This window comes from Streptomyces sp. NPDC050528 (genome assembly GCF_044457795.1).
In the GTDB taxonomy this organism is placed as follows: Bacteria; Actinomycetota; Actinomycetes; order Streptomycetales; family Streptomycetaceae; genus Streptomyces.
The window spans coordinates 254,814-276,274 of record NZ_JBITHH010000006.1; the positions used below are offsets into that span (position 1 = coordinate 254,814).

General features: G+C 67.5%; 13 protein-coding genes. 1 reads left to right on the forward strand and 12 read right to left on the reverse strand.

Annotated features, from left to right (window positions below; translation table 11 throughout):
- Positions 1-61: 61 nt before the first annotated feature.
- The 9 genes from ACIBK4_RS22635 to ngcE all read right to left on the reverse strand — a co-directional run bounded on the left by ACIBK4_RS22635 (position 62) and on the right by ngcE (position 12,225).
- Positions 62-1,585 (reverse strand): amino acid permease, encoded by a 1,524-nt coding sequence (locus ACIBK4_RS22635; protein WP_398996837.1) that lies wholly within the window; start codon positions 1,583-1,585, stop codon positions 62-64.
- A 185-nt stretch (positions 1,586-1,770) separates the two neighbouring features.
- The gene (gene dxs, locus ACIBK4_RS22640) at positions 1,771-3,699 is read right to left on the reverse strand and encodes a 1-deoxy-D-xylulose-5-phosphate synthase (RefSeq protein WP_366429299.1); all 1,929 of its coding nucleotides are present in this window, start codon (positions 3,697-3,699) and stop codon (positions 1,771-1,773) included.
- Positions 3,700-3,894: 195 nt separating this feature from the next.
- Positions 3,895-5,208, reverse strand: coding sequence for a sugar ABC transporter permease (locus ACIBK4_RS22645; RefSeq protein ID WP_398996839.1), 1,314 nt, complete (start codon positions 5,206-5,208; stop codon positions 3,895-3,897).
- Complete coding sequence (locus ACIBK4_RS22650) at positions 5,205-5,993, reverse strand: ATP-binding cassette domain-containing protein (protein WP_398996841.1); 789 nt, start codon at positions 5,991-5,993, stop codon at positions 5,205-5,207. The genes ACIBK4_RS22645 and ACIBK4_RS22650 overlap by 4 nt, the downstream gene beginning before the upstream one ends.
- Positions 5,994-6,202: 209 nt before the next feature.
- A complete protein-coding gene (locus ACIBK4_RS22655) occupies positions 6,203-7,297 on the reverse strand; it encodes a sugar ABC transporter substrate-binding protein (protein WP_398997293.1) in 1,095 nt (364 codons plus the stop codon).
- 132 nt (positions 7,298-7,429) lie between these two features.
- On the reverse strand, positions 7,430-8,629 hold the full coding sequence (locus ACIBK4_RS22660; protein WP_026179345.1) for an ROK family transcriptional regulator: 1,200 nt from the start codon (positions 8,627-8,629) through the stop codon (positions 7,430-7,432).
- A gap of 199 nt (positions 8,630-8,828) precedes the next feature.
- Entirely contained in the window at positions 8,829-9,764 is a 936-nt protein-coding gene (locus ACIBK4_RS22665) for a carbohydrate ABC transporter permease (RefSeq protein ID WP_398996843.1), read from the reverse strand.
- 17 nt (positions 9,765-9,781) lie between these two features.
- Positions 9,782-10,717 carry a carbohydrate ABC transporter permease gene (locus tag ACIBK4_RS22670; RefSeq protein WP_398996845.1) on the reverse strand — a complete coding sequence of 312 codons (936 nt, stop codon included), beginning with the start codon at positions 10,715-10,717 and terminating at the stop codon, positions 9,782-9,784.
- 59 nt (positions 10,718-10,776) lie between these two features.
- On the reverse strand, positions 10,777-12,225 hold the full coding sequence (gene ngcE / locus ACIBK4_RS22675; RefSeq protein ID WP_398996847.1) for an N-acetylglucosamine/diacetylchitobiose ABC transporter substrate-binding protein: 1,449 nt from the start codon (positions 12,223-12,225) through the stop codon (positions 10,777-10,779).
- A 369-nt stretch (positions 12,226-12,594) separates the two neighbouring features.
- Between ngcE and ACIBK4_RS22680 the strand changes: the two genes are divergently transcribed.
- Complete coding sequence (locus tag ACIBK4_RS22680; protein ID WP_398996849.1) at positions 12,595-16,386, forward strand: GH92 family glycosyl hydrolase; 3,792 nt, start codon at positions 12,595-12,597, stop codon at positions 16,384-16,386.
- A 7-nt stretch (positions 16,387-16,393) separates the two neighbouring features.
- On the opposite strand, the gene ACIBK4_RS22685 is transcribed toward ACIBK4_RS22680, so the two are convergent.
- The 3 genes from ACIBK4_RS22685 to ACIBK4_RS22695 form a co-directional block, all read right to left on the reverse strand.
- Positions 16,394-16,768 carry a hypothetical protein gene (locus ACIBK4_RS22685; protein ID WP_328828119.1) on the reverse strand — a complete coding sequence of 125 codons (375 nt, stop codon included), beginning with the start codon at positions 16,766-16,768 and terminating at the stop codon, positions 16,394-16,396.
- 67 nt (positions 16,769-16,835) lie between these two features.
- Positions 16,836-20,111, reverse strand: a complete 3,276-nt coding sequence (locus ACIBK4_RS22690) for a GH92 family glycosyl hydrolase (RefSeq protein ID WP_398996852.1) — start codon at positions 20,109-20,111, stop codon at positions 16,836-16,838.
- 324 nt (positions 20,112-20,435) lie between these two features.
- On the reverse strand, positions 20,436-21,365 hold the full coding sequence (locus tag ACIBK4_RS22695; RefSeq protein WP_398997295.1) for a lytic polysaccharide monooxygenase: 930 nt from the start codon (positions 21,363-21,365) through the stop codon (positions 20,436-20,438).
- Between the last annotated feature and the right edge of the window lie 96 nt (positions 21,366-21,461).

Below are 21,461 nucleotides of genomic sequence, written 5' to 3' on the forward strand. Positions count from 1 at the left end.
ACGGCCCCGCAAGTCCCCTTCACGGAGCGGGACTTGCGGGGCCGTACGCCAACTGGCCTGTCTACGAAGCGTTTCCGGGCGGCGGCGTCGCCGATTCCCGCGCTTCCGCCGCCTGTTGCAACCCCAGGCGGCTGTGGGTGCGGCCGTAGAAGAAGTACACGGCGAAGCCGATCGCCATCCAGATGGCGAAGCGGAGCCAGGTTTCGGCGGGGAGGTTGAGCATCAGCCAGAGGGAGGCCAGGACCGAGACGATCGGGAGGGCCGGGACCAGCGGGGTGCGGAAGGAGCGGGGGAGGTCGGGGCGCTTGTTCCTGAGGATGACCACGCCGATCGCGACCACGATGAACGCGAACAGCGTGCCGATGTTGACCAGTTCGGCGAGTTCGCTGAGGCTCGTGAAGCCCGAGACGATCGCGATGACCACGCCGAGGAGGATGGTCGGGCGGTACGGGGTGCGGAAGCGCGGGTGGACGTGGGAGAAGAAGCGGGGCAGCAGGCCGTCCCGGCTCATCGCGAAGAACACCCGGGCCTGGCCCAGCAGCAGGATCATGCAGACCGTCGTCAGGCCGATCGCCGCGCCGAAGCTGATCAGGCCCGCGAACCACGGGTGTCCGGTGGCCTTGAACGCGTCGGCGAGCGGTGCGTCGATCGACAGGGAGCTGTACTTCTGCATGCCGGTCACGACGATCGCGACGGCGACGTACAGCGTGGTGCAGATGACCAGCGAGCCGAGGATGCCGCGCGGCACGTCCCGCTTCGGGTTGCGGGTCTCCTCGGCGGCGGTGGCGACGACGTCGAAGCCGATGAAGGCGAAGAAGACCACGGAGGCGGCGGTGAAGATGCCCATGACGCCGAAGTTGGAGGGCGCCCAGCCGAACATCAGCTGGATCAGCGGGGCTTTGAGGTTGCCGCCCGCCTCCACGGCCTGCGACTTGGGGATGAACGGCTTGTAGTTGTCGCCCTTGATGAAGAACGCGCCGGCCACGATCACCACGAGCACGACGGCGACCTTGATGGCGACGACGACCGAGGTGACGCGTGCGGAGAGCTTCATGCCGAGCACGAGGATCGCGGTGAGGACCAGCACGAGCAGCGCGGCGAGGATGTCGAAGCCGAAGCCGTGGGCGCCGTCCCGGCCGCTGAGCGCCTCGGGCAGATGCCAGCCCGCGTTGTCCAGCAGCGAGTGGATGTAGCCGGACCAGCCGACCGCCACCACCGCCGTACCGAGGGCGAGTTCGAGGACCAGGTCCCAGCCGATGATCCAGGCGGGGAACTCGCCGAGCGAGGCGTACGAGAAGGTGTACGCGGAGCCGGCGACCGGGACCGTGGACGCGAACTCGGCGTAGCAGAGCGCCGCGAGGGCACAGACGACGCCGGCCACGACGAAGGACAGGGCGACCGCGGGACCGGCGGTGTTCTTGGCGGCCGTGCCGGTGAGGACGAAGATGCCGGTGCCGATGACGACTCCGACGCCGAACACCGTCAGATCCAGGGCCGAGAGGGATTTTCTGAGCGCGTGCTCGGGTTCCTCGGTGTCCTGGATGGACTGTTCGACTCTCTTCGTCCGGAAGAGTGTGCTGCTCACGGGTGTACCTCCCACGCTTGGCGTCCTCGACATGATCGAGAGGGGGCGATGGGGGCACCCCCGGTCGAGCGAAGCCGAGACTGGGGGACCGTATGCCCCGGCGCGAGTGGATTCACGCGAACGGGCCGCTTTCACCACTGCAAAGGGTGGTGGAAGCGGCCCGTCCGGCCGTGTCGCCTGCCGTCTCAGTCGCGCGCGGGCTCCACCGAGTCGACCTCGGCGGTGGGCCGTTCGAACCGGCCGTCGAGCTTGGAGACCAGGCCGGTGACCTGGCGGGCGATGTCGGGGGCGGTGAGGCCGATCTCCGTCATCACCTCGGCGCGGGAGGCGTGGTCGAGGAAGCGCGGCGGGATGCCGAAGTCGCGGAGCGGAACGTCCACGCCGGCGTCGCGCAACGCCTGTGCGATCGACGAACCGACGCCGCCCACACGGGAGTTGTCCTCGACGGTGACGACCACGCGGTGCTGCTCGGCGAGCGGGGCCATGGCCTCGTCGACGGGCTTGACCCAGCGCGGGTCGACGACCGTGGTGGTGATGCCCTGCTGGTCGAGGAGCGTGGCGATCTCCAGGCACATCGGCGCGAGGGCGCCGACCGAGACGAGCAGGACGTCCGGGGCGTCGCTGCCGGGCGCGCGCAGCACGTCCATGCCGCCGATGCGGCCCACGGCGGGCACGGCGGGACCGACCGCGCCCTTGGAGAAGCGGACCACGGTGGGCGCGTCCTTCACCTGGACGGCCTCGCGGAGCTGGGCGCGGACCTGGTCGGCGTCGCGCGGTGCGGCGAGCCGCAGGCCCGGGACGACCTGGAGGATCGACATGTCCCACATGCCGTTGTGGGAGGCGCCGTCGGTGCCGGTGACGCCGGCCCGGTCCAGGACGAAGGTCACCCCGCACTTGTGGAGGGCGACATCCATCAGCACCTGGTCGAAGGCGCGGTTGAGGAAGGTGGCGTAGACGGCGAAGACGGGGTGGAGTCCGCCGGTGGCGAGGCCGGCCGCGGAGACCGCGCCGTGCTGCTCGGCGATGCCGACGTCGTAGATGCGGTTCGGGAAGGCGTCGGCGAACTTCTTCAGGCCGACGGGCTGGAGCATCGCGGCGGTGATCGCGACGATGTCCTCGCGCTCCTGGCCCAGCGCGACCATCTCGTCGCCGAAGACGGAGGTCCAGTCGGCGCCGGAGGCCTTGATGGGCAGGCCGGTGTCGGGGTGGATGGGGCCGATGCCGTGGAAGCGGTCGGCCTCGTCCTGGAGGGCGGGCTGGTAGCCGCGGCCCTTCTCGGTGAGGACGTGGACGATCACCGGGCCGCCGAAGCGCTTGGCACGGGCGAGCGCGGACTCCATCGCCTCGATGTCGTGCCCGTCGATCGGCCCGACGTACTTGAGGCCCAGGTCCTCGAACATGCCCTGCGGGGCGATGAAGTCCTTGAGGCCCTTCTTCGCGCCGTGCAGCGTCTCGTAGAGGGGCTTGCCGACGACCGGAGTGCGCTCCAGGAGGTCCTTGCCGCGGGCCAGGAAGCGCTCGTAGCCGTCGGTGGTCCGCAGGGTCGCCAGGTGGTTCGCGAGGCCGCCGATGGTCGGTGCGTAGGACCGCTCGTTGTCGTTGACGACGATGACGAGGGGGCGGTCCTTGGCGTCGGCGATGTTATTCAGCGCCTCCCAGGCCATACCGCCGGTCAGGGCGCCGTCACCGATCACGGCGACCACGTGGTCGTCGCGTTTCAGGACCTGGTTGGCCTTGGCGAGGCCGTCGGCCCAGCCGAGGACCGTCGAGGCGTGCGAGTTCTCGATGACGTCGTGCTCGGACTCGGCCTGCGAGGGGTAGCCCGAGAGGCCGCCCTTCTGCTTCAGCTTGGAGAAGTCCTGGCGGCCGGTGAGCAGCTTGTGGACGTAGGACTGGTGGCCGGTGTCGAACAGCACCCGGTCCTTCGGCGACTCGAAGACGCGGTGCAGGGCGATGGTCAGCTCGACCACACCGAGGTTCGGGCCGAGGTGGCCGCCGGTCTTCGAGACGGCGTCCACGAGAAAGGTCCGGATCTCCTCGGCCAGCTGGTCCAGCTGCTCCAGGCTGAGCCGGTCCAGATCGCGCGGTCCCCTGATGCGGGTCAGCAGCGGCACCCGTGCCTCCTTGCGAGTAGAGCTGATCGAGCTGTTGCCGGGCTTGTCGAGTCTAATGTTCCGCCTTGGCGGAACGCGCTCGGGCTCTGCGTCATACGTCACGCGATCGGCTGTACCCAAGAACAGCCTTTCGTACGACATGACTGTGCCCGGTACCGCGATCGGTACCGGGCACAGTCTGCGCGAAGGGGCAGATCAGCCGCGACCGGACGCCTTCTGGCTCTTGCGGGACACCGAGTCGATGACGACCGCGCCGAGCAGAACGCCACCCGTGATCATGTACTGGATCGACGTGTTCATGTTCAGCAGGTCGAGGCCGGTCTGGATCGACTGGATGACGAGCATGCCCAGGAGGGCGGACCAGACGGTGCCACGGCCGCCGAAGAGGCTCGTACCGCCGATGACCGCGGCCGCGATGGCCAGCATCAGGGTGTTGCCGCCACCGGCGTTGAGCGTGGCGCTCTGGGTCTGACCGGCGAAGAACATACCGCCGACCGCCGCGAAGCCGCCGGAGATGGCGAACACGGTGATACGGATCATGGACACGTTGATACCGGCACGGCGCGCGGCCTCGATGCCGCCGCCGACCGCGAAGACCTTACGGCCGTACGGGGTACGACGGAGCACGAAGTCCACGATCACCAGGGAGGCGAGGAAGATCACCAGCGAGTTGGAGACACCCGCCGACGAGTTCAGCACCGCCGCGGTGACGAACGCGGCCACGGCGAGCAGACCGACCCGCAGCGCGATCTCGCTGGTGGGCCGGAACGGCACCCCGGCCGCCTTGCGACGGCGCTGCTCGACGAGCGAGCCGTAGGCCAGGGAGGCGACGCCGAGCGCGGCCAGGATGTAGGCACCGGCGATCGACTGGTCCATGAAGAACGAGCCCTGGCCGAGCAGGTGCACCGGACCCTCGTCCGGGATGTTGATGGTGCCGCTCGAACCGAGCAGCCACAGCATCAGACCGTTCCAGCCGAGGAAGCCGGCCAGGGTGACGACGAACGCCGGTACGCCGATCCTCGCGAAGAAGAAGCCGTGCAGCGCGCCGATGCCGACGCCCGTGACGATCGTGAGGACCAGCGCCAGCCAGCCGTTCATCCCGTGGTTGACCACGAAGACGGCGAACAGGGTGGACGCCAGACCGCTGACCGAGCCGACGGACAGGTCGATCTCGCCGAGCAGCAGCACGAAGACCAGGCCGATGGCGAGCATGCCGGTCGCGGACAGGTAGTAGCTGATGTTGGACAGGTTGTCCGCGCTCAGGAACCGGCTGTTCTGCGCCTGGAAGATGATGCCGATGATGATCAGGCCGGCCACGACCGGCAGCGAGCCGAGCTCACCGCCCTTGACCTTGCGCTTGAACTCGGTGATGTAGCCCCCGAAGCCCTCTTGGCGGACCAGCAGACGCGGGTCGACGACGGTGGCGGCACCGGCCGCCGCCGTGGGGTCCTCGGCCGCGGTGATCGGTTCCACCGCGTCCTTCTTCACGGTGCCTGACGTGTCGCTCACTTTGCCGCCTCCGTGCTGCGCACCGCACGACGGGTCACGGCGTTGTCCGTGGCACCGGTGATCGCGGCGATGATCGTTTCCTGACTGGTGTCCTTCACCGGGAAGGAGCCGTTGTTCTTGCCCAGGCGCAGCACGTTGACGGTGTCGGCGACCGCCTTGACGTCGGCCATGTTGTGGCTGATGAGGATGACGCCGAGGTTGCGCTCGCGCAGCCGCTCGACCAGGTCGAGGACCTGTGCGGTCTGCTCGACGCCGAGGGCGGCGGTGGGCTCGTCGAGGATGACGACCTTGGGCTCGCCGATCAGCGCGCGGGCGATCGCGACGACCTGACGCTGGCCGCCGGAGAGGCTCGCGATCGGGATGCGCACGCTCGGGATGCGGATGGAGAGGGTGCTCAGCAGCTCACGGGAGTTCTTCTCCATCGTGACCTCGTCGATGACACCGTGGCGCAGCAGCTCACGCCCGAGGTACAGGTTGCCGACGACATCGAGGTTGTCGCACAGCGCGAGGTCCTGGTAGACCGTCGCGACGCCGAGTCCCTGGGCGTCGTGCGGCTTGTTGATGCTGACCGGCTTGCCCTCCCACTCGATGACGCCGTCATCGATGGGGTGCACTCCGGCGATGGTCTTCACCAGGGTGGACTTTCCTGCGCCGTTGTCGCCGACCAGTGCGACGACTTCTCCGGCGTGGACCTCCAGCTCTACTTCGGTGAGGGCCTGCACCGCACCGAATCGCTTGGAGACTCCGCGCAACGCCAGCACGGGCGTAGCGGACACGTGAACCATCTCCTTCGCCGCCTGACCGGCGGGGATGCCGCGCTTGTCAAAAGCCGCGGAGGGTTGTGCCTAGGCACAGATTTACAAGATGAACATGCGCGCGGCCGGTGCCAGTTGGCAACGGCTGCGTTCGCACGGGTTCCGATCGGCGCCCGCCCCACAGCGGGGTTTGAGGGTGGGGCGGACGCCGAAGGGGCTCTGTCACCGCGGGGCGGTGATTACTCCAGACCGGCCGCCTTGCACGCCTTGGCGTAGTCGGCGGTGCAGATCTGCGCGACGGTGTAGAGACCGTCCTTGATGACCGTGTCCTTGATGTTGGCCTTGGTGACCGACACCGGGGTCAGCAGCTGCGAGGGCACCTTGTTGCCGGAGCCGCTGGTCTGGGTCGTGGTGGCGAGCGAGGAGATGCTCTTGTTCTGCGCCAGGTCGACGGCGAGCGTCGCGGCCGCCTCGGCCTCCGGCTTGAAGGCCTTGTAGACGGTGCTGGACTGGGTACCGGCGACGATGCGCTGGATACCGGCGAGCTCCGCGTCCTGGCCCGTCAGCGGGATGTTGGGGATGCCGGCGCCCTTGAGGGCGGTGGCGATACCGCCGGCCATGCCGTCGTTGGCGGAGTAGACGCCCGCGATGTTCTTGGCACCGAGCTGGGTGATGGCCGCCGTGACCTTCTGGTTGGCGACGGTGTCCTTCCACAGGCCGGACTGCTCGTAGGCGATGTCGACCTTGCCGTCGAGGGCCTCGTGGGCGCCCTTCTTGAACTGCGCGGCGTTCGGGTCGGCGTCGTCACCGTTGATCATGACGATCTTGGACTTCGTGGTGGCCTTCGAGCCCAGCGCGGTGAGGAGGGCCTCACCCTGGAGCTTGCCGACCTGCACGTTGTCGAAGGAGACGTACGCGGAGACCGGGCCCTGGGCCAGACGGTCGTACGCGACGACCTTGATGCCCTTGTTCACGGCCTGCTGGATCGAGGACTTGATCGCGGCGGAGTCCTGCGCGCTGACCACGATCACCTTGACGCCCTTGGTGATCATGCTGCTGACCTGCTGGGCCTGCGTGGCGGCGCTGGCGTTCGCGTTGTTGTACTCGACGGTGCAGCCGGAGCAGAGCTCCTTGACCTTGGCCTCGAAGTACGGCTTGTCGAACTTCTCGTACCGAGTGGTGACGCTGTCGGGCAGGAGCAGGCCGATCTTGGCGGTGGTACCGCCGGAGGAGCTGGAGCTGCTGTCCGACTTCTTGTCGTCGCCGGCCTTGCCACAGGCGGCCATCGAGACCGCCATCGTGGTGGCGATCACTGCAACGGCGGCACGACGCATACGCGTGTTCACTTTGAAACCTCCCTGACGAGGCCGCGTCGTTGCGGCCGAGGTGGCTGGAAGTCAACTCGGCCGCGCGTTCGGCGTCAAGAAGTAAATACTTAACGAGATGGCAACGGCGTCGTGCGTTCTCTAAGTGAAGACAGGTGTGGCCGCGGTCAGCGACCCGTCCAAAAGGGTCGAATCACCCATCTCGCTGAGTGCGAGAGCGAGTGCTCCGAGCACCTCCGCACGGCCTCCAAGTGCCCCCGGGAGAACGGACAGTTGACGCGCCGCACTGGGGATCGCGTAGCGGCCGACAGACTCCCTGATCGGCCCGAGCACCAGCTCACCGGCCTCGGCGAGATCGCCACCGAGGACCACTCGGCTCGGGTTCAGCAAATTGCAGAGATTGGCGACTCCACTGCCGATGTGGCGGCCGACGTCGGCGATCACCCGACGACAGCCAGGGTCTCCGTCCCGGGCCAGCCGTACGACTCCCTCCATGGTCAGGTCGGTGCCGTGACTGGACTGGAGCAGCGGCAGCACATAGCGCGCAGCTGTGAACGTCTCCAGGCAGCCCCGGTTTCCGCAGCGGCAGACAGGGCCGGACTCATCAAGAGTAATATGCCCGATTTCTCCCGCCGTGCCACCCGGGCCCCGGTAGATCTTGCCGTTGATCACCAGTCCCGCGCCGACCCCGCTCGCCACCTTGATGTACGCCAGGTCCCTGACGCCCCGCCCACTGCCCCAGACCAGCTCACCGAGGGCGCCGAGGTTCGCGTCGTTGTCCACGTGCACCGGTACGCCCAAACGGCTGCCCAGCTCCTCCGCGGGTCTGGTGCCGGTCCAGCCCGGGAGGATCGCGGTGGAGCCCAGGGTGCCCGACTCGACGTCGATCGGTCCGGGCACGCCGAGGCCCACTCCGGCGATCTTGGAGCGGTCCACGCCGGTCGCCGCGATCAGCCGGTTGACCAGCTCTTCCGCCCGGTCGAACCCTTGCGTCGAGGAGGCGTCCACGTCGACGGGTTCGGACTCCTCGGCCAGCACCTGGTGGGCGAGATTCCCGACCGCGACGCGCAAATGCGTGTGCCCGAAGTCGACGCCGATGACGATGCCGGCGTCCCCGCTCAGCGAGACGCTGCGGGCCCTGCGGCCGCCCGCCGAGGTGGGTGTGACCTCGACCGTTCCGCCGTCCTTGAGCTCGCGCACGATATTGGAGACGGTCGCGGCGGACAGGCCCGTCGTCCTCGCGATCTCCGCCTGCGTCAACGACCCGGCCAACCGCACCGCTCGCACGACCCGTTCGAGATTGGCTCGGTGCAGTGACGACTGCGACCCCGGAGTCTCCACGACGACCTCCTGCGCGCGGGACCGCATCGATGAGGCCCCGTCTATGTCCAACTAGTGAACTCTAAGCTGAGCTGTTCGGGTCGCCTCCCGTCAAGAGGTTGAACCGCATCCGGGGTCTCGGACACATACGTGACCACCGCTCCCGGCCTGCCGGGAGCGGTGGCGGAACGATCACTTCCTGTCGCGTCGTCCAGGCGCTCTACTTCAGCGTCGCCGAGGTCAGACCGGACTGCACCTGGCGCTGGAACGACAGGTAGACGACGAGCATCGGGATCATGGCGATCGTGACACCCGCGAAGAGAACGGGCAGGTCGGAGGCGTAACCCTGCTGCTGCTGAAGCTGGATGAGCCCCTGGGTGAGGACATAGCGTTCCGGGTCCGAACCGCTCTGCGGCTGCATGAGGACCGTCGGCAGGATGAACTGGTTCCACTGACCGAGGGTGTTGAAGATACCGACACTGATCAACCCGGCCTTGGCCATCGGCAACATCACTTGGAAGAACGTCCGGGTGTGCGACGCCCCGTCGAGGATCGCCGCCTCGAAGACCGCGGTGGGCAGCGTCCGGAAGAACGCGTGCATGAAGAACACCGTGAACGGCATCGAGTAGGCGATGTAGACCAGGATCAGCCCCTGGTACGTGTTGAGCATGTCGAGGCGCTTGACCATGAAGAACAGCGGGACCAGCGCCAGGAACACCGGGAACATCGCGCCGGCGACGAAGAAGTAGTACAGCAGACGGTTGCCCCAGAACCGGTAGCGGGCCAGCACGTACGCGGCCATCGAGCCGAACAGCATCGTCAGCGGGACCGAGAACACCAGGACGATCAAGGTGTTCAGGAAGTAGTCGCCGATGCCCTTGCTCCAGGCCCGCCGGAACACGTCGAACGACCAGTTCTGCGGCCAGCCGAAGGCCGAGTTGCCGATCTGCACGTCGGTCTTGAACGAGCTGAACACGAGCCACAGCAGCGGCAGCACGATCAGCAGGGCCCACAGGGCCAGGAAGCCGTGCGAGAAGGCGTTCAGCACGACGCCCTCGCCGCGTGGTTCACCGGACCGGGCGCCGGACTTCCCGGGCGACGGCTGGGGCGGGACGGTGCCGCCCGCGGGGGCGGTCTCCTTCAGGGGTGCGCTCATCGTCGTATGTCTCCCGCTCAGAACTCGATGCGCTCACGGCGGGTGGCGCGCAGCGTGACCACGGACAGGACCAGGGTGAGCAGCAGCATGACGACGCCCATCGCGCAGGCGTAGCCGCTCTTCCCGAAGTAGAGGAAGTTGCGCATCATCACGGTCGACATGACGTCGCTGCCGTGGTCGGGACCGCCTCCGTAGGCGCCCATGTTCGAGGTCATGGAGGAGACCAGGACGAACATGTCCATCGCGATGATGCCGAGATACACCCAGGCCGTCTGGACGGTCTCCCAGAGCAGCGGCAGGGTGATGCGGAAGAACGACTGGGAACGGCCCGCTCCGTCGATCAGGGCGGCCTCGTAGATGTCCCGCGGAATGGACTGCATGGCCGCGGAGAACAGCACCAGATAGAAACCGACGCCGTGCCAGACCACGACCGCCATCAGCGCCCACAGCACCACGTTGGGCTCGTTGAGCCATTCCACCGGATTGTTGGCGTCGACCAGGTGGAGTTTGATCAGGACACCGTTGAGCAGACCGCCGCCGTCACTGCGGTACACCGCGTTGAAGAGCACCGCGAGAATCGCCAGCGACAGCACCTGCGGGAAGAAGTAGACGATTTTGTAGAACCCGCTGCCGGCGACACCCTGCACGCCGCCGGCCTTGCTGTGTCCTCCCGCGTTCACCATGAAGGCGAAGAAGAGGGCCAGCAGAATGGTGATCACCGGGATGAACACCAGGAACAGGAGGTTGTGCCAGATGGCCTCCTTGAAGACGTCGTCGTGGAGCAGCGCTCGATAGTTGTCCAGTCCGACGAACTTGAAGGTCTGTGACTCGCCCTTCCAGTCGGTCAGCGAATAGCCGAACGTCTGGATGTACGGCCAGATCACGAAGATCAGATAGAGCGCCACGGGAACGAAGAGAAATCCCGCGACGAACCTGTACTGCCCTTTGCGCATTGGCGTTTCCTGCCCCTGGTGTCCCGAGCGTGATCAGGTGGTGCGATCAGGCGTTGTGATCAGGAGTGGACGTTCTTCTTGGACGCCGGGTCCTTGGCCTGCTTGTCGACGGCGGCCTGACAGCGCTTCAGCCACTCCTTGGGCTGGATGCGCTTGGCCATCAGCTCGTTGGACGCGTTCTGGATGGAGGTGTCCATCTCGCTGTACCAGTCGGGGTACAGGAAGCGGAAGGTGTTGTCGCCGGCCGCCTTGGACGCGTCGACCGTGGACTGGGTGCCCGGGCGCAGCGTGACGCTGGAGTCGACACCGTCCTTGAGGATGGTGAGCGAGTTGGCCTCCTTGGCGAAGAGCGTCGACCACTCCTTGGAGAGCATGTGCCGCATGAACTCCTTGGCGCCGGGGAGGTTCTTGGCCTTCGCCGGGATGATGAAGGGTTCGCCCGAGCCGGCCCGGATCGCCTCGAACGGCATCTTGCTGTCGGGCAGCAGCGGCATCGGCAGGAACTTCATGTCGAAGTCCGTGGGCGTCAGCTTGAGCTGCTCGTTCTCCAGCCAGGAGCCACAGGTGATGAACGCGGCCTTGTACTGGTTCCAGCGGGTCTGCGACTCGGTGTGGGTCAGGCCGTTGGTGCCGGGCATCAACAGGTCCTTCTCGACCACCTCGTAGATCGCCTCGACGCCGGCCTGCGCGGCGGCCGAGCCGACGAACGCCTTCGGGTCGAGGTTGTCGATCGCCTTGACGGCGTCGATCCCGCCCTTCTTGGCGATCAGGTCCATGATGGCGACGTTGATGTAGTACGGGTACTTGCCCTGGTGGGCGAGGCCCCCGATACCGGCCGCCTTCGCCTTCTGGCAGACGGCGATGAACTCGTCCCAGGTCTTCGGCGGGGTCCAGCCCTTGTCCTTGAAGAGCTTGCCGGAGTACCACAACCCCCAGACCGTGTAGATGTAGTTGAGGGCGACGACCTTGCCCTCCTGCACACCCGGGTCGAGGGTGCCGGGGATCAGCAGATCGCGCACCTTCTTGCTCGGGTCGTCGATCGCCGGGGCGTCGAGGACCGGGGAGAGGTCGAGCAACTGGCCGTTCTTGTACAGGACGTCGATCTTGATCTGCTGGGCGCCGGAGTCGTCGACGATGTCCGGCGGGTTGCCCGCGTTGAAGCGGGGCTGCAGCTTGCCGGTGATCTCCTGCGTTCCGGTGTGGGTCGAACTGACGCCGATCTTCGTCTTGAAGTTGGCTTCCCACGCCTTCGCGTAGTCGTCGCCGTAACCGCCCTTGAAGACGACGACGTCGAGCGTGCTGCCCTTCTTCACACCGAAGGGATTCGACTTCGACGTGGTGCCCTTGGTGGAGTCGTCGCTGCTGGTGTCGTCCCCGCCGCCGCTCGCACACGCGGCCAGGAAACTCATCGTGGGTACGGAGATCAGACCGAGTGCGGCCGACCTCTTGATCAAATCGCGGCGGCCGACGCCATTGGAACCGTTGTTCTCGGCTGAAGTGGATCCCATGCTCAAGTCCTCGCCTTCAACAGGACTCAGGCGGTGAACCGGATCCTCCCCGGCACCGCGGTCAGGTCGAGCTTGGTCGTGCAGGAGTACTTCGTGCGTGCTGCTGCGAGAGCGGTGTCGAACGCGACAGGTATAGTCCACTTCCGGTCGACAGAGCAAGATCGAATGCAGGGTGGGTTGTCGGTCTTTTCCGAAGTGAGACCTCGCGGAAATATGAACGCCCTGTGCGTTCGATGCTGGAGAAATCCGCGTTATTGCCCTCGAATGCCTCACTCAACACCCTTGACACACCTGGCCACTTGACTCCCTACTGTTCCTTGCGCATCGAAGCTGACAACGTTGTCCAGCGTGCAGGGAGGATGCCCTCGTATGCATCACAGATGGTGGGGTACGGCGGTTGTGTCAACCGCCGCACTGGCTTTGCTCGTGGGTTCGCAGGGGGTGGCGGTCGCCCTCCCCGCAAAGGCCCCGGCCGGCGGGGAGTTCGCCTCCTCGTTCGAGTCGGGAGACCCGGCACCGGACTGGCTGAACACGGTCGACACCGCGCCGGACGGCTCCAAGCGGGCCTCGGGCGTCGACGGCGGCTACAGCACCGGGATCCCGGGCAATGTGACCGACCACGTCACCGACGTCCGGGCCAGCTCCGAGAACACGGGCGGCGGGGAGGTGAAGGAGAACCTCGTCGACGGCGAGTCCGGCACCAAGTGGCTGACCTTCGCGCCCACCGGCTGGGTCGAGTTCGACCTCGACAAACCGGCCAAAATAGTGACGTACGCCCTGACTTCGGCGAACGACTTCGCCGAACGCGATCCGAAGGACTGGACGCTGTCGGGCTCGACGGACGGCAAGGACTGGAAGACCCTGGACACCCGCTCCGGCGAGAGCTTCGCCGACCGGTTCCAGACGAAGTCCTACGACCTCGCCGAGCCGGCCGAGTACCAGCACTTCCGGCTCGACATCACGAAGAACAACGGCGCGAGCGGCATCCTGCAGCTCGCCGACGTCCAGTTCTCGACGGGCGGCACCACCGCCCCGATCCCCGAGGACATGCTCTCGCTGGTCGATCGGGGCCCCAGCGGCTCCCCCACGGCCAAGGCGGGCGCCGGCTTCACCGGGAAGCGCGCACTGCGTTACGCGGGCCGTCACACGGCCACGGGGCGGGCGTACTCGTACAACAAGGTCTTCGACGTGAACGTCCCCGTCGGCAAGGACACCGCGCTCTCCTACCGGCTCTTCCCGCAGATGTCCGACGGTGACCTCGACTACGACGCCACGAACGTCTCCGTCGACCTCGCCTTCACGGACGGCACGTATCTGAGCGACCTCGGCGCGACCGACTCGCACGGCTTCGCGCTGACTCCGCAGGGGCAGGGCGCGGCGAAGATCCTCTACGTCAACCAGTGGAACAACGTGGTCTCGCGGATCGGTTCGGTCGCGGCCGGCAAGACCGTCGACCGGATCCTGCTGGACTACGACTCCCCCAGCGGGCCCGCGAAGTTCCGCGGCTGGCTGGACGACGTGAGCCTCAAGTCGGTGGCGCCCGAGAAGCCGAAGGCGCATCTGTCCGACTACGCGCTGACCACCCGGGGCACCAACTCCAGCGGCAGCTTCTCGCGCGGCAACAACTTCCCCGCCGCGGCGCTGCCGCACGGCTTCAACTTCTGGACCCCGGTGACGAATTCGTCGTCGCTCAGCTGGCTCTACGACTACGCACGCGCGAACAACGACGACAACCTGCCGACGCTCCAGGCGCTCAGCCTGAGCCATGAGCCGAGCCCCTGGATGGGCGACCGGCAGACCTTCCAGGTGATGCCGTCGGCGGCCTCCGGAACCCCCAACACCGACCCGACGGCACGGGAGTTGGCGTTCAAGCACGAGAACGAGACCGCGCGTCCGTACTACTACGGCGTCACGTTCGAGAACGGTCTGAAGGCCGAGATGGCCCCGACCGACCACGCGGCCTCGCTGCGCTTCACCTACCCCGGCGACGACGCCAGCGTCATCTTCGACAACGTCACCGAGCAGGCGGGCCTGACCCTCGACAAGACCAACGGGACCGTCACCGGCTACTCGGACGTCAAGTCCGGTCTGTCCACGGGCGCTACGCGGCTCTTCGTCTACGGCACGTTCGACGCGCCCGTGACGGACGGCTCGTCCAGCGGCGTCAAGGGCTATCTGAAGTTCAAGCCCGGCGCCGACCACACGGTCACCCTGCGCCTGGCCACCTCGCTGATCAGCGTCGACCAGGCGAAGGACAACCTGCGCCAGGAGATCCCGGACGGCACCTCCTTCGACACGGTCAAGAAGCAGGCCCAGAAGGTGTGGGACAAGCTGCTCGGCAAGGTCGAGGTGGAGGGGGCGACCCCGGACCAGCTGACGACGCTCTACTCCAGCATGTACCGGCTGTACCTGTACCCCAACTCCGGCTTCGAGAAGGTCGGTTCGACGTACCAGTACGCCTCGCCGTTCTCCCCGATGACGAGCCAGGACACCCCGACGCACACCGGCGCGAAGATCGTCAACGGCAAGGTGTACGTCAACAACGGCTTCTGGGACACGTATCGGACGACCTGGCCGGCCTACTCGTTCCTGACGCCCAGTCAGGCGGGTGAGATGGTCGACGGGTTCGTGCAGCAGTACAAGGACGGCGGCTGGACCTCGCGCTGGTCCTCGCCCGGCTACGCGGACCTCATGACCGGCACCTCCTCGGACGTGGCGTTCGCGGACGCGTACGTCAAGGGCGTGAAGTTCGACGCCAAGTCGGCCTACGACGCGGCCGTGAAGAACGCGACCGTGGTCCCGCCCGCCTCCGGCGTCGGCCGCAAGGGCATGACCACCTCGCCCTTCCTCGGCTACACGAGCACCGACACCGGCGAGGGCTTCTCCTGGGCGATGGAGGGCTACGTCAACGACTACGGCATCGCCCAGATGGGCCAGGCCCTCTACAAGAAGACCGGCGAGAAGCGCTACAAGGAGGAGTCCGCGTACTTCCTCAACCGCGCCCAGGACTACGTGAACCTCTTCGACAAGCAGGCCGGGTTCTTCCAGGGCAAGGACGCCAAGGGCAACTGGCGCGTGGACTCGGCGAGTTACGACCCGAAGATCTGGGGTTACGACTACACGGAGACCGACGGCTGGGGCTACGCCTTCACCGCCCCGCAGGACAGCCGCGGCCTCGCCAACCTCTACGGCGGCCAGAAGGCCCTCGGCGACAAGCTCGACCAGTACTTCACCACCCCCGAGACCGCCTCGCCCACCAACGCCGGTTCCTACGGCGGTGTCATCCACGAGATGACGGAGGCGCGGGACGTCCGCATGGGCCAGTACGGCCACTCCAACCAGGTCGCCCACCACGTCACGTACATGTACGACGCGGCCGGCGAACCCTGGAAGGCGCAGAAGGACGTGCGCGAGGTGCTGTCGCGGCTGTACACCGGCAGCGAGATCGGGCAGGGCTACCACGGCGACGAGGACAACGGCGAGCAGTCGGCCTGGTACCTCTTCTCCGCGCTCGGCTTCTACCCGCTGGTGATGGGCAGCGGCGAATACGCCATCGGCTCCCCGCTGTTCACCAAGGCGACCGTGCACCTGGAGAACGGCAAGGACCTCGTCGTCAAGGCGCCGAAGAACAGCACGAAGAACATCTACGTGCAGGGTCTGAAGGTCAACGGCCAGAACTGGACGAAGACTTCACTCCCCCACTCGCTGCTGGAGAAGGGCGGAGTGCTGGACTTCTCCATGGGCTCCAAGCCCTCGTCGTGGGGCAGCGGCAAGAACGCGGCACCGGTGTCGATCACCAAGGACGACAAGGTGCCGACGCCCCGCAGCGACCAACTCGCCGGTGTCGGGCCCCTGTTCGACAACACGTCGGCCACGGACGCGACGGTGAGCTCGGTGGACCTGCCGGTCGCCAAGGCCACCAAGGGCGTCCAGTACACGCTCACGTCGTCGAAGGACCACACACTGGCGCCGACCGGCTGGACCCTCCAGGGCTCGGCCGACGGCAGCACGTGGAAGACGCTCGACAAACGCTCCGGCGAGTCCTTCACCTGGGACCAGCAGACGCGCGTCTTCTCGGTCAAGTCACCTGGTTCGTACGCGCGTTACCGCCTGGTGCTGAGCGGTCCCTCGACCCTCGCGGAGGTGGAACTGCTGGCCTGAGGCACGGTCACGGCACGGGGAGGCGGGGCAGCAACCGCCGCAACGCCTCCGCGTGTTGGTGGACCCGTCTGAGCACGCCTCTCCTGGTCGACGCGAAGACGGGGACGTCCTGGGCCGGACCGCACGCGGCGGCCGTGTACAGGTCGTCGAGCCACGCCCCGCTCCCCCTGGTGCCGTCCGGCGCCAGGGGGATCAGTCGTGTCAGGACCTCCGATTCGGCGCCGCCCAGGAACCAGACCCGCACCATCAGGTCGGCGCGCAGATAGCGCAGGCCCCCGTCTATGTCCTCCGGCGGCGCGAAGCCCTCGTCCCCCACCAGGAACGCGAAGGCGGTGCGCGCCTCGGCCCGGAACTCCTCGGGCAGCTGCGGCCGTTTCACCATCTGCGGATGCTCGCACGCGCCGATGTGCCCCCGCCACCGGAACCGGCGAGGGCACACGGAGTGGACGTCAGTTCACCGCAAGGGTGAACACATGGAGATCCGGGTCGTCCGGAAGTGTCACGCTCTTGATGGTCTTGCCCGTGGGTGCCGCGAACGGCTTGGTGGCGAACACATAAGTGGCTACCGGGTCTTTGTCCGCACCCGCGACATTGCGGTACGCGGTCCTGGCGACCACCTCGTTGCCGTACTGCACGGTGCCGCCGCCCCCGCCGACCGTCCAGTCCGTGAAGGACAGGTCGATCACGTCGGTGCTGCCGTCGGTGTAGGTGACGGTCGCCTTCGTCTGCTGATTGCCGTTGACCGCGCTGCCGACGAAGGACAACATGCTTGCCGCCTGCGGGAGTTGGACGGTCTGGCCGGCCGCCGAGACGTTGTCCGGGCGCCCGTTCGGCGAACTGGGCCAGGTGAAGCCGAGCCCGCCCACCGTGCCCGTGCCGCCCGGGGTCAGCCCGGCCGCCTCCAGCGCCTGGAGCGAGTAACTCCAGCCACCCCCGTCGTAGTCCGCCTCGTCGTGCTCGCCGGTGTCGTCGGAGACACCGGTGTTGTTGTAGGCGGCGAGAAGGGTGCCGGGCGCGGCCACCGTCAGGGACACCGGCTGCTCGTACGACGTGCCGCCCGAGGTGACGGTGACCTTCACGTCGTAGAAGCCCTGCTGGACGTCGGTGGCGGCGGTGAGGGTGATGTCCTGGGAGCCGTCGACTACCGTGCCCTGCGCGGGAGTTGCCGTGACTCCGGCGGGGGTCTCGACGGTGTAGCGGACCTCGGGTTCGGTGCCGCCGCTCAGGGAGAGGGCCTTGATGTTGACCTTGGTGCTCTCGCCGGGGGCGAGGGTCGCGGCGGTCGGGCCGACGCCGATCTGGTACGGCTGCTCGCCGGTCCGGAAGGACGGCGGGGCGTCCGAAGGGGCGCTGCCCCAGGTGCGGTTCGGGGTGGTGGAGAGGGTGTAGTCGAGAGTGCCGCCGTTCTTGACGATCGAGGACGAGAGCCAAGGCTTTTGCGTACTACGGCCGTTGACCTTCAGGGACTGGATGTACGGGGCGTCGGTCGCGGCGCCCTTCGCGCGGATGGAGATGTCGTTGCCGTGCGGGCGAGTGATCTCGATGCGCTCGAACAGCGGGGAGGCGAGGGTGAGTTCGGCGCGGGAGGGGACCTGCGGGTACATGCCGAGCGCCGAGAAGACGTACCAGGACGACATCTCGCCGAGGTCGTCGTTGCCGGGGATGCCGGCCGGGTCGGTGGTCCAGAGCTGCTTCATGGCCGCGCGGACGGTCTCCTGGGTCTTGTAGGGCGCGCCCGCGTAGTCGTACAGATAGGGAACGTTGACGGACGGCTCGTTGTCGAGCTCGGACTTGTCGCCACCGCTGCCCGTGAAGGCCCAACTCCCGTCCGCCTCATGGAAGAAGGAGTCGAGGCGGACGAGCGCCTTGTCGGTGCCGCCCATCGCCGCGAAGAGGCCCGCCGGGTTGTGCTGGACCATCCACGTGTACTGGGCGGCCGTGCCCTCCACGAAGCCGTTGCCGGTGCCCGGGGTGAAGCCGGTGACCCAACTGCCGTCCGCCTTGCGGTTGGCGATGTAGCCGCCGGTGGGGTCGGCGGCGATGTTGAAGTTGTTCTGCCACCACTGGGCACGGGTGGCGAAGTCGGACGCCGTGGTCTTCTTCCCTGCCGCCGTGGCGAGTTGGGAGAGCGCGAAGTCCGCCGTGGACATCTCCAGGGTTTCGGCGGCACCGCCCCATGCGTTGGAGACGGACGGCATGTAGTGCAGGTTCAAGTACTTGTCCAGGGACGGGCGTTGGCCCACCGAGAGGACCGGCTTGCCCGAGGAGGACAGGTCCTGGGCAGTGGGTACGGTCGCCGCCTGGACGAGGGAGGCGAGGGCTCCCTTCAGGTCGAAGTCGGTGCCGCCGAAGGCGCGGATGCCGGCCAGGGCGGTGGGTGAGGGGTCGCCGTTCATGACGTGCGTGCCGCTCGCGCCGTGCAGCCACCGGTCCCAGACTCCCCCGTTCTGCTGGGCGAGTTCGTAGAGGGACTGGGCGATGTCCGAGCCCGTGCGCGGGCTGAGGAGGGTGAGCAGTTGGACCTGCGACCGGTAGATGTCCCAGCCGGAGAAGGTGCCGTACTGCGCTTGATGACCCCGGCCGACCTTGTGCACCTTGCCGTCGCTGCCCGTGTATCTGCGGTCGGCGTCGCTGATGACGTTCGGGTGCAGGAGGGAGTGGTAGAGCGCGGTGTAGAAGGTGGTGCGCTCGGTGTCGGTGCCGCCGCCGACCTTGATCGCGCCGAGCTGGTCGCGCCAGGCGCGGTGGGCCGCGTCCTCGACGGCGTCGAAGGTGCGCTTGGGCGGGTTCTCCGCCGCGAGGTTGGCCTTCGCGCCGGCCTGACTGACGTACGAGATACCGACCTTGACGCCGACCGGGCCGTTGCCGGGCTCGAACTCGACGTAGCCGCCCGCGCCCTTGCCCGCGACGGGACGGCCGCCGTTCGTGAACCCGCCCGTGCCGCCGGTCGCGGACGTCGACCCCGGGGTCAGCTTGTCGTCCTGCCAGGTGCCGGTGGTCTTGAAGGCGCGGTCGAAGGTGGCGGTGAAGTACAGGGTGTAGTAGGCGCGTTGGCCCTCGGGGTCGAGGTAGCCGCAGAAGTTGCCGGAGGTGACCGAGCCGGAGACCGTGTTGGTCTTCGGGTCGATGGTGACCGACGAATCGGTGGAGCCCACCTCGGAGTTGGCGGTGCGGATCAGGAGGGAGGCCGGCTTGTCGGCGGGGTACGTGAAGCGGCCGGAACCGGTGCGGGCCGTCGCGGTGAGGTCGGCGGTGACGCCGGAGGCGAGGCCGACCTTGTAGTGGCCGGGTTCGGCGGTCTCGTCGGTGTGGCTGAAGTCGGAGGCGTAGACGGCGTCTTTGGTGTCGCTCGCCGGGGAGGAGGTGACCTCACCGGCGTACGGGTAGAACGGGATGTCGCCGCTGCCGCCCGCGCAGCCCGTGCCGGACATGTGGGTGAGGCTGAAGCCGCGGATGCGGGTGGCGTCGTACTGGTAGCCGCCTGGCGCGGCTGTGCTGGTCGCGCTGCCTCTGGTGTTCTCCGGGCTCCAGGAGAGCATGCCGAAGGGCACGACGGCGCCCGGGAAGACGTTGCCGCCGTTCTTGGTGCCGATCAGCGGATCGACGTAGGCGCTGGGGTCCTTGACGAGTTGTGGCGGGGCGGCGGCGGTCGCCGCCAGGGCGGGGGTGGCACCGCCGACCGCGAGTGCGGCGGCGAGCAACAGGGACATGGGACGGAAACGCATGACGCGGCCCCTCCTCCTTCGGACGGGTCGCGCACCACAGGTCGCACAAGCCGCAGGGACAGTAACGTGCGCCACCCGTACCACGGAAGAGCGCGTGTGCGGGCAGGGCACGCGGGGGCACCCACTCGGACGGCGCCCGCAGGCCAACTGGGTTGACATCGTTGTCCGTTGGGGCGGTAGAGTCATATACAGACCATTCGACAACGTTGTCGCACCGCAGTGCCGTACCAAGCCACGCACCACCCGGGCAGGCTGAACCCCCATTCCCTGCCCGGCTCGCGGACCCGGTGGCCCCCGACCACCGGGTCCGCCCTGAGCACTGGCTCAACCGACCTGGCAGGGAAGGGCAGTTGCCAGGTCACCGCCGTCGCCGTTCACGACGTAGCCGAAGGTGGAGCTCTGCCCCGGACTCAGTGAGCCGTTCCAGTCGGCGTTGTGGACCATCACGTCCTGGCCGCTGTAGGTCGCGTTGCCGTTCCAGAGGCTGGCGACCGACTGGCCAGCGGGGAGTGCCCAGTTGACCATCCAGCCGAGCATCGGGACGTCACCGGAGTTGGTGACGGTCACCTCGGACTGGTAGCCGCCGGGCCAGGTGCCGGTCGTGTGCCGGGTCGCCGAACAGACGCCGGGTACCGGGTCGGTGGGGTTGCCGGGGTCGTGAATACCCGTCACTTCCCCGTTGCCGCCGTCGAATACGACGTCCGAGCACGAGTAGAAGGTCTCGGTGCTGTCCGAGCGCTGCCACACCATGTAGATGATGTGGCGCCCCGACTTGTTCGCCGGAAGCTGCCCGGTCCAGGAGTAGTTGGCCTCGACGGTGCCCGGGGTGCCGTTGAGCGGCGGGTGGTCGACCGTGAGGAACGGGGTGTCCTCCATGGCGTCCCAGGTGAGTGTCTTCGTCGGGTCGAAGCCGTCCTTGGTGACGTAGACGTAGAACCAACCCGGGTGCGCCGCCCAGGCGTTGTACGAGAAGTCGACGGTGGCGCCGGAGGTCAGATGCGTCAACGGCCAGTCGTCGCGCGGGAGATCGAAGCCCGTGAAGTTCGGGTTGCCGCCACTGCACAGCGAACCGTCCGGCACGAAGCCCCGGGTGCGGCCGGCGCCGTCGGAGCGCAGCACGGAGAACCAGTTGTAGAACGGCGTTGTACCGCTGACCTGTTGGGCCGCCTTGCACGCCGGGTTGATCGGTTTGATCTCGCCGGTGGTGGTGAGCGCGTCCTGCCAGCAGAGGAAGGTGCGACTGCCGGGTTTCATCGGGGTGCCGTGCGCCTCCGCGCGGCCACCCGTGGCGAGGATCAGGGCCAGGGCGGGGACGGTGGTGAGCAGGGCGAGGAGCACGAGGAAGAGGGC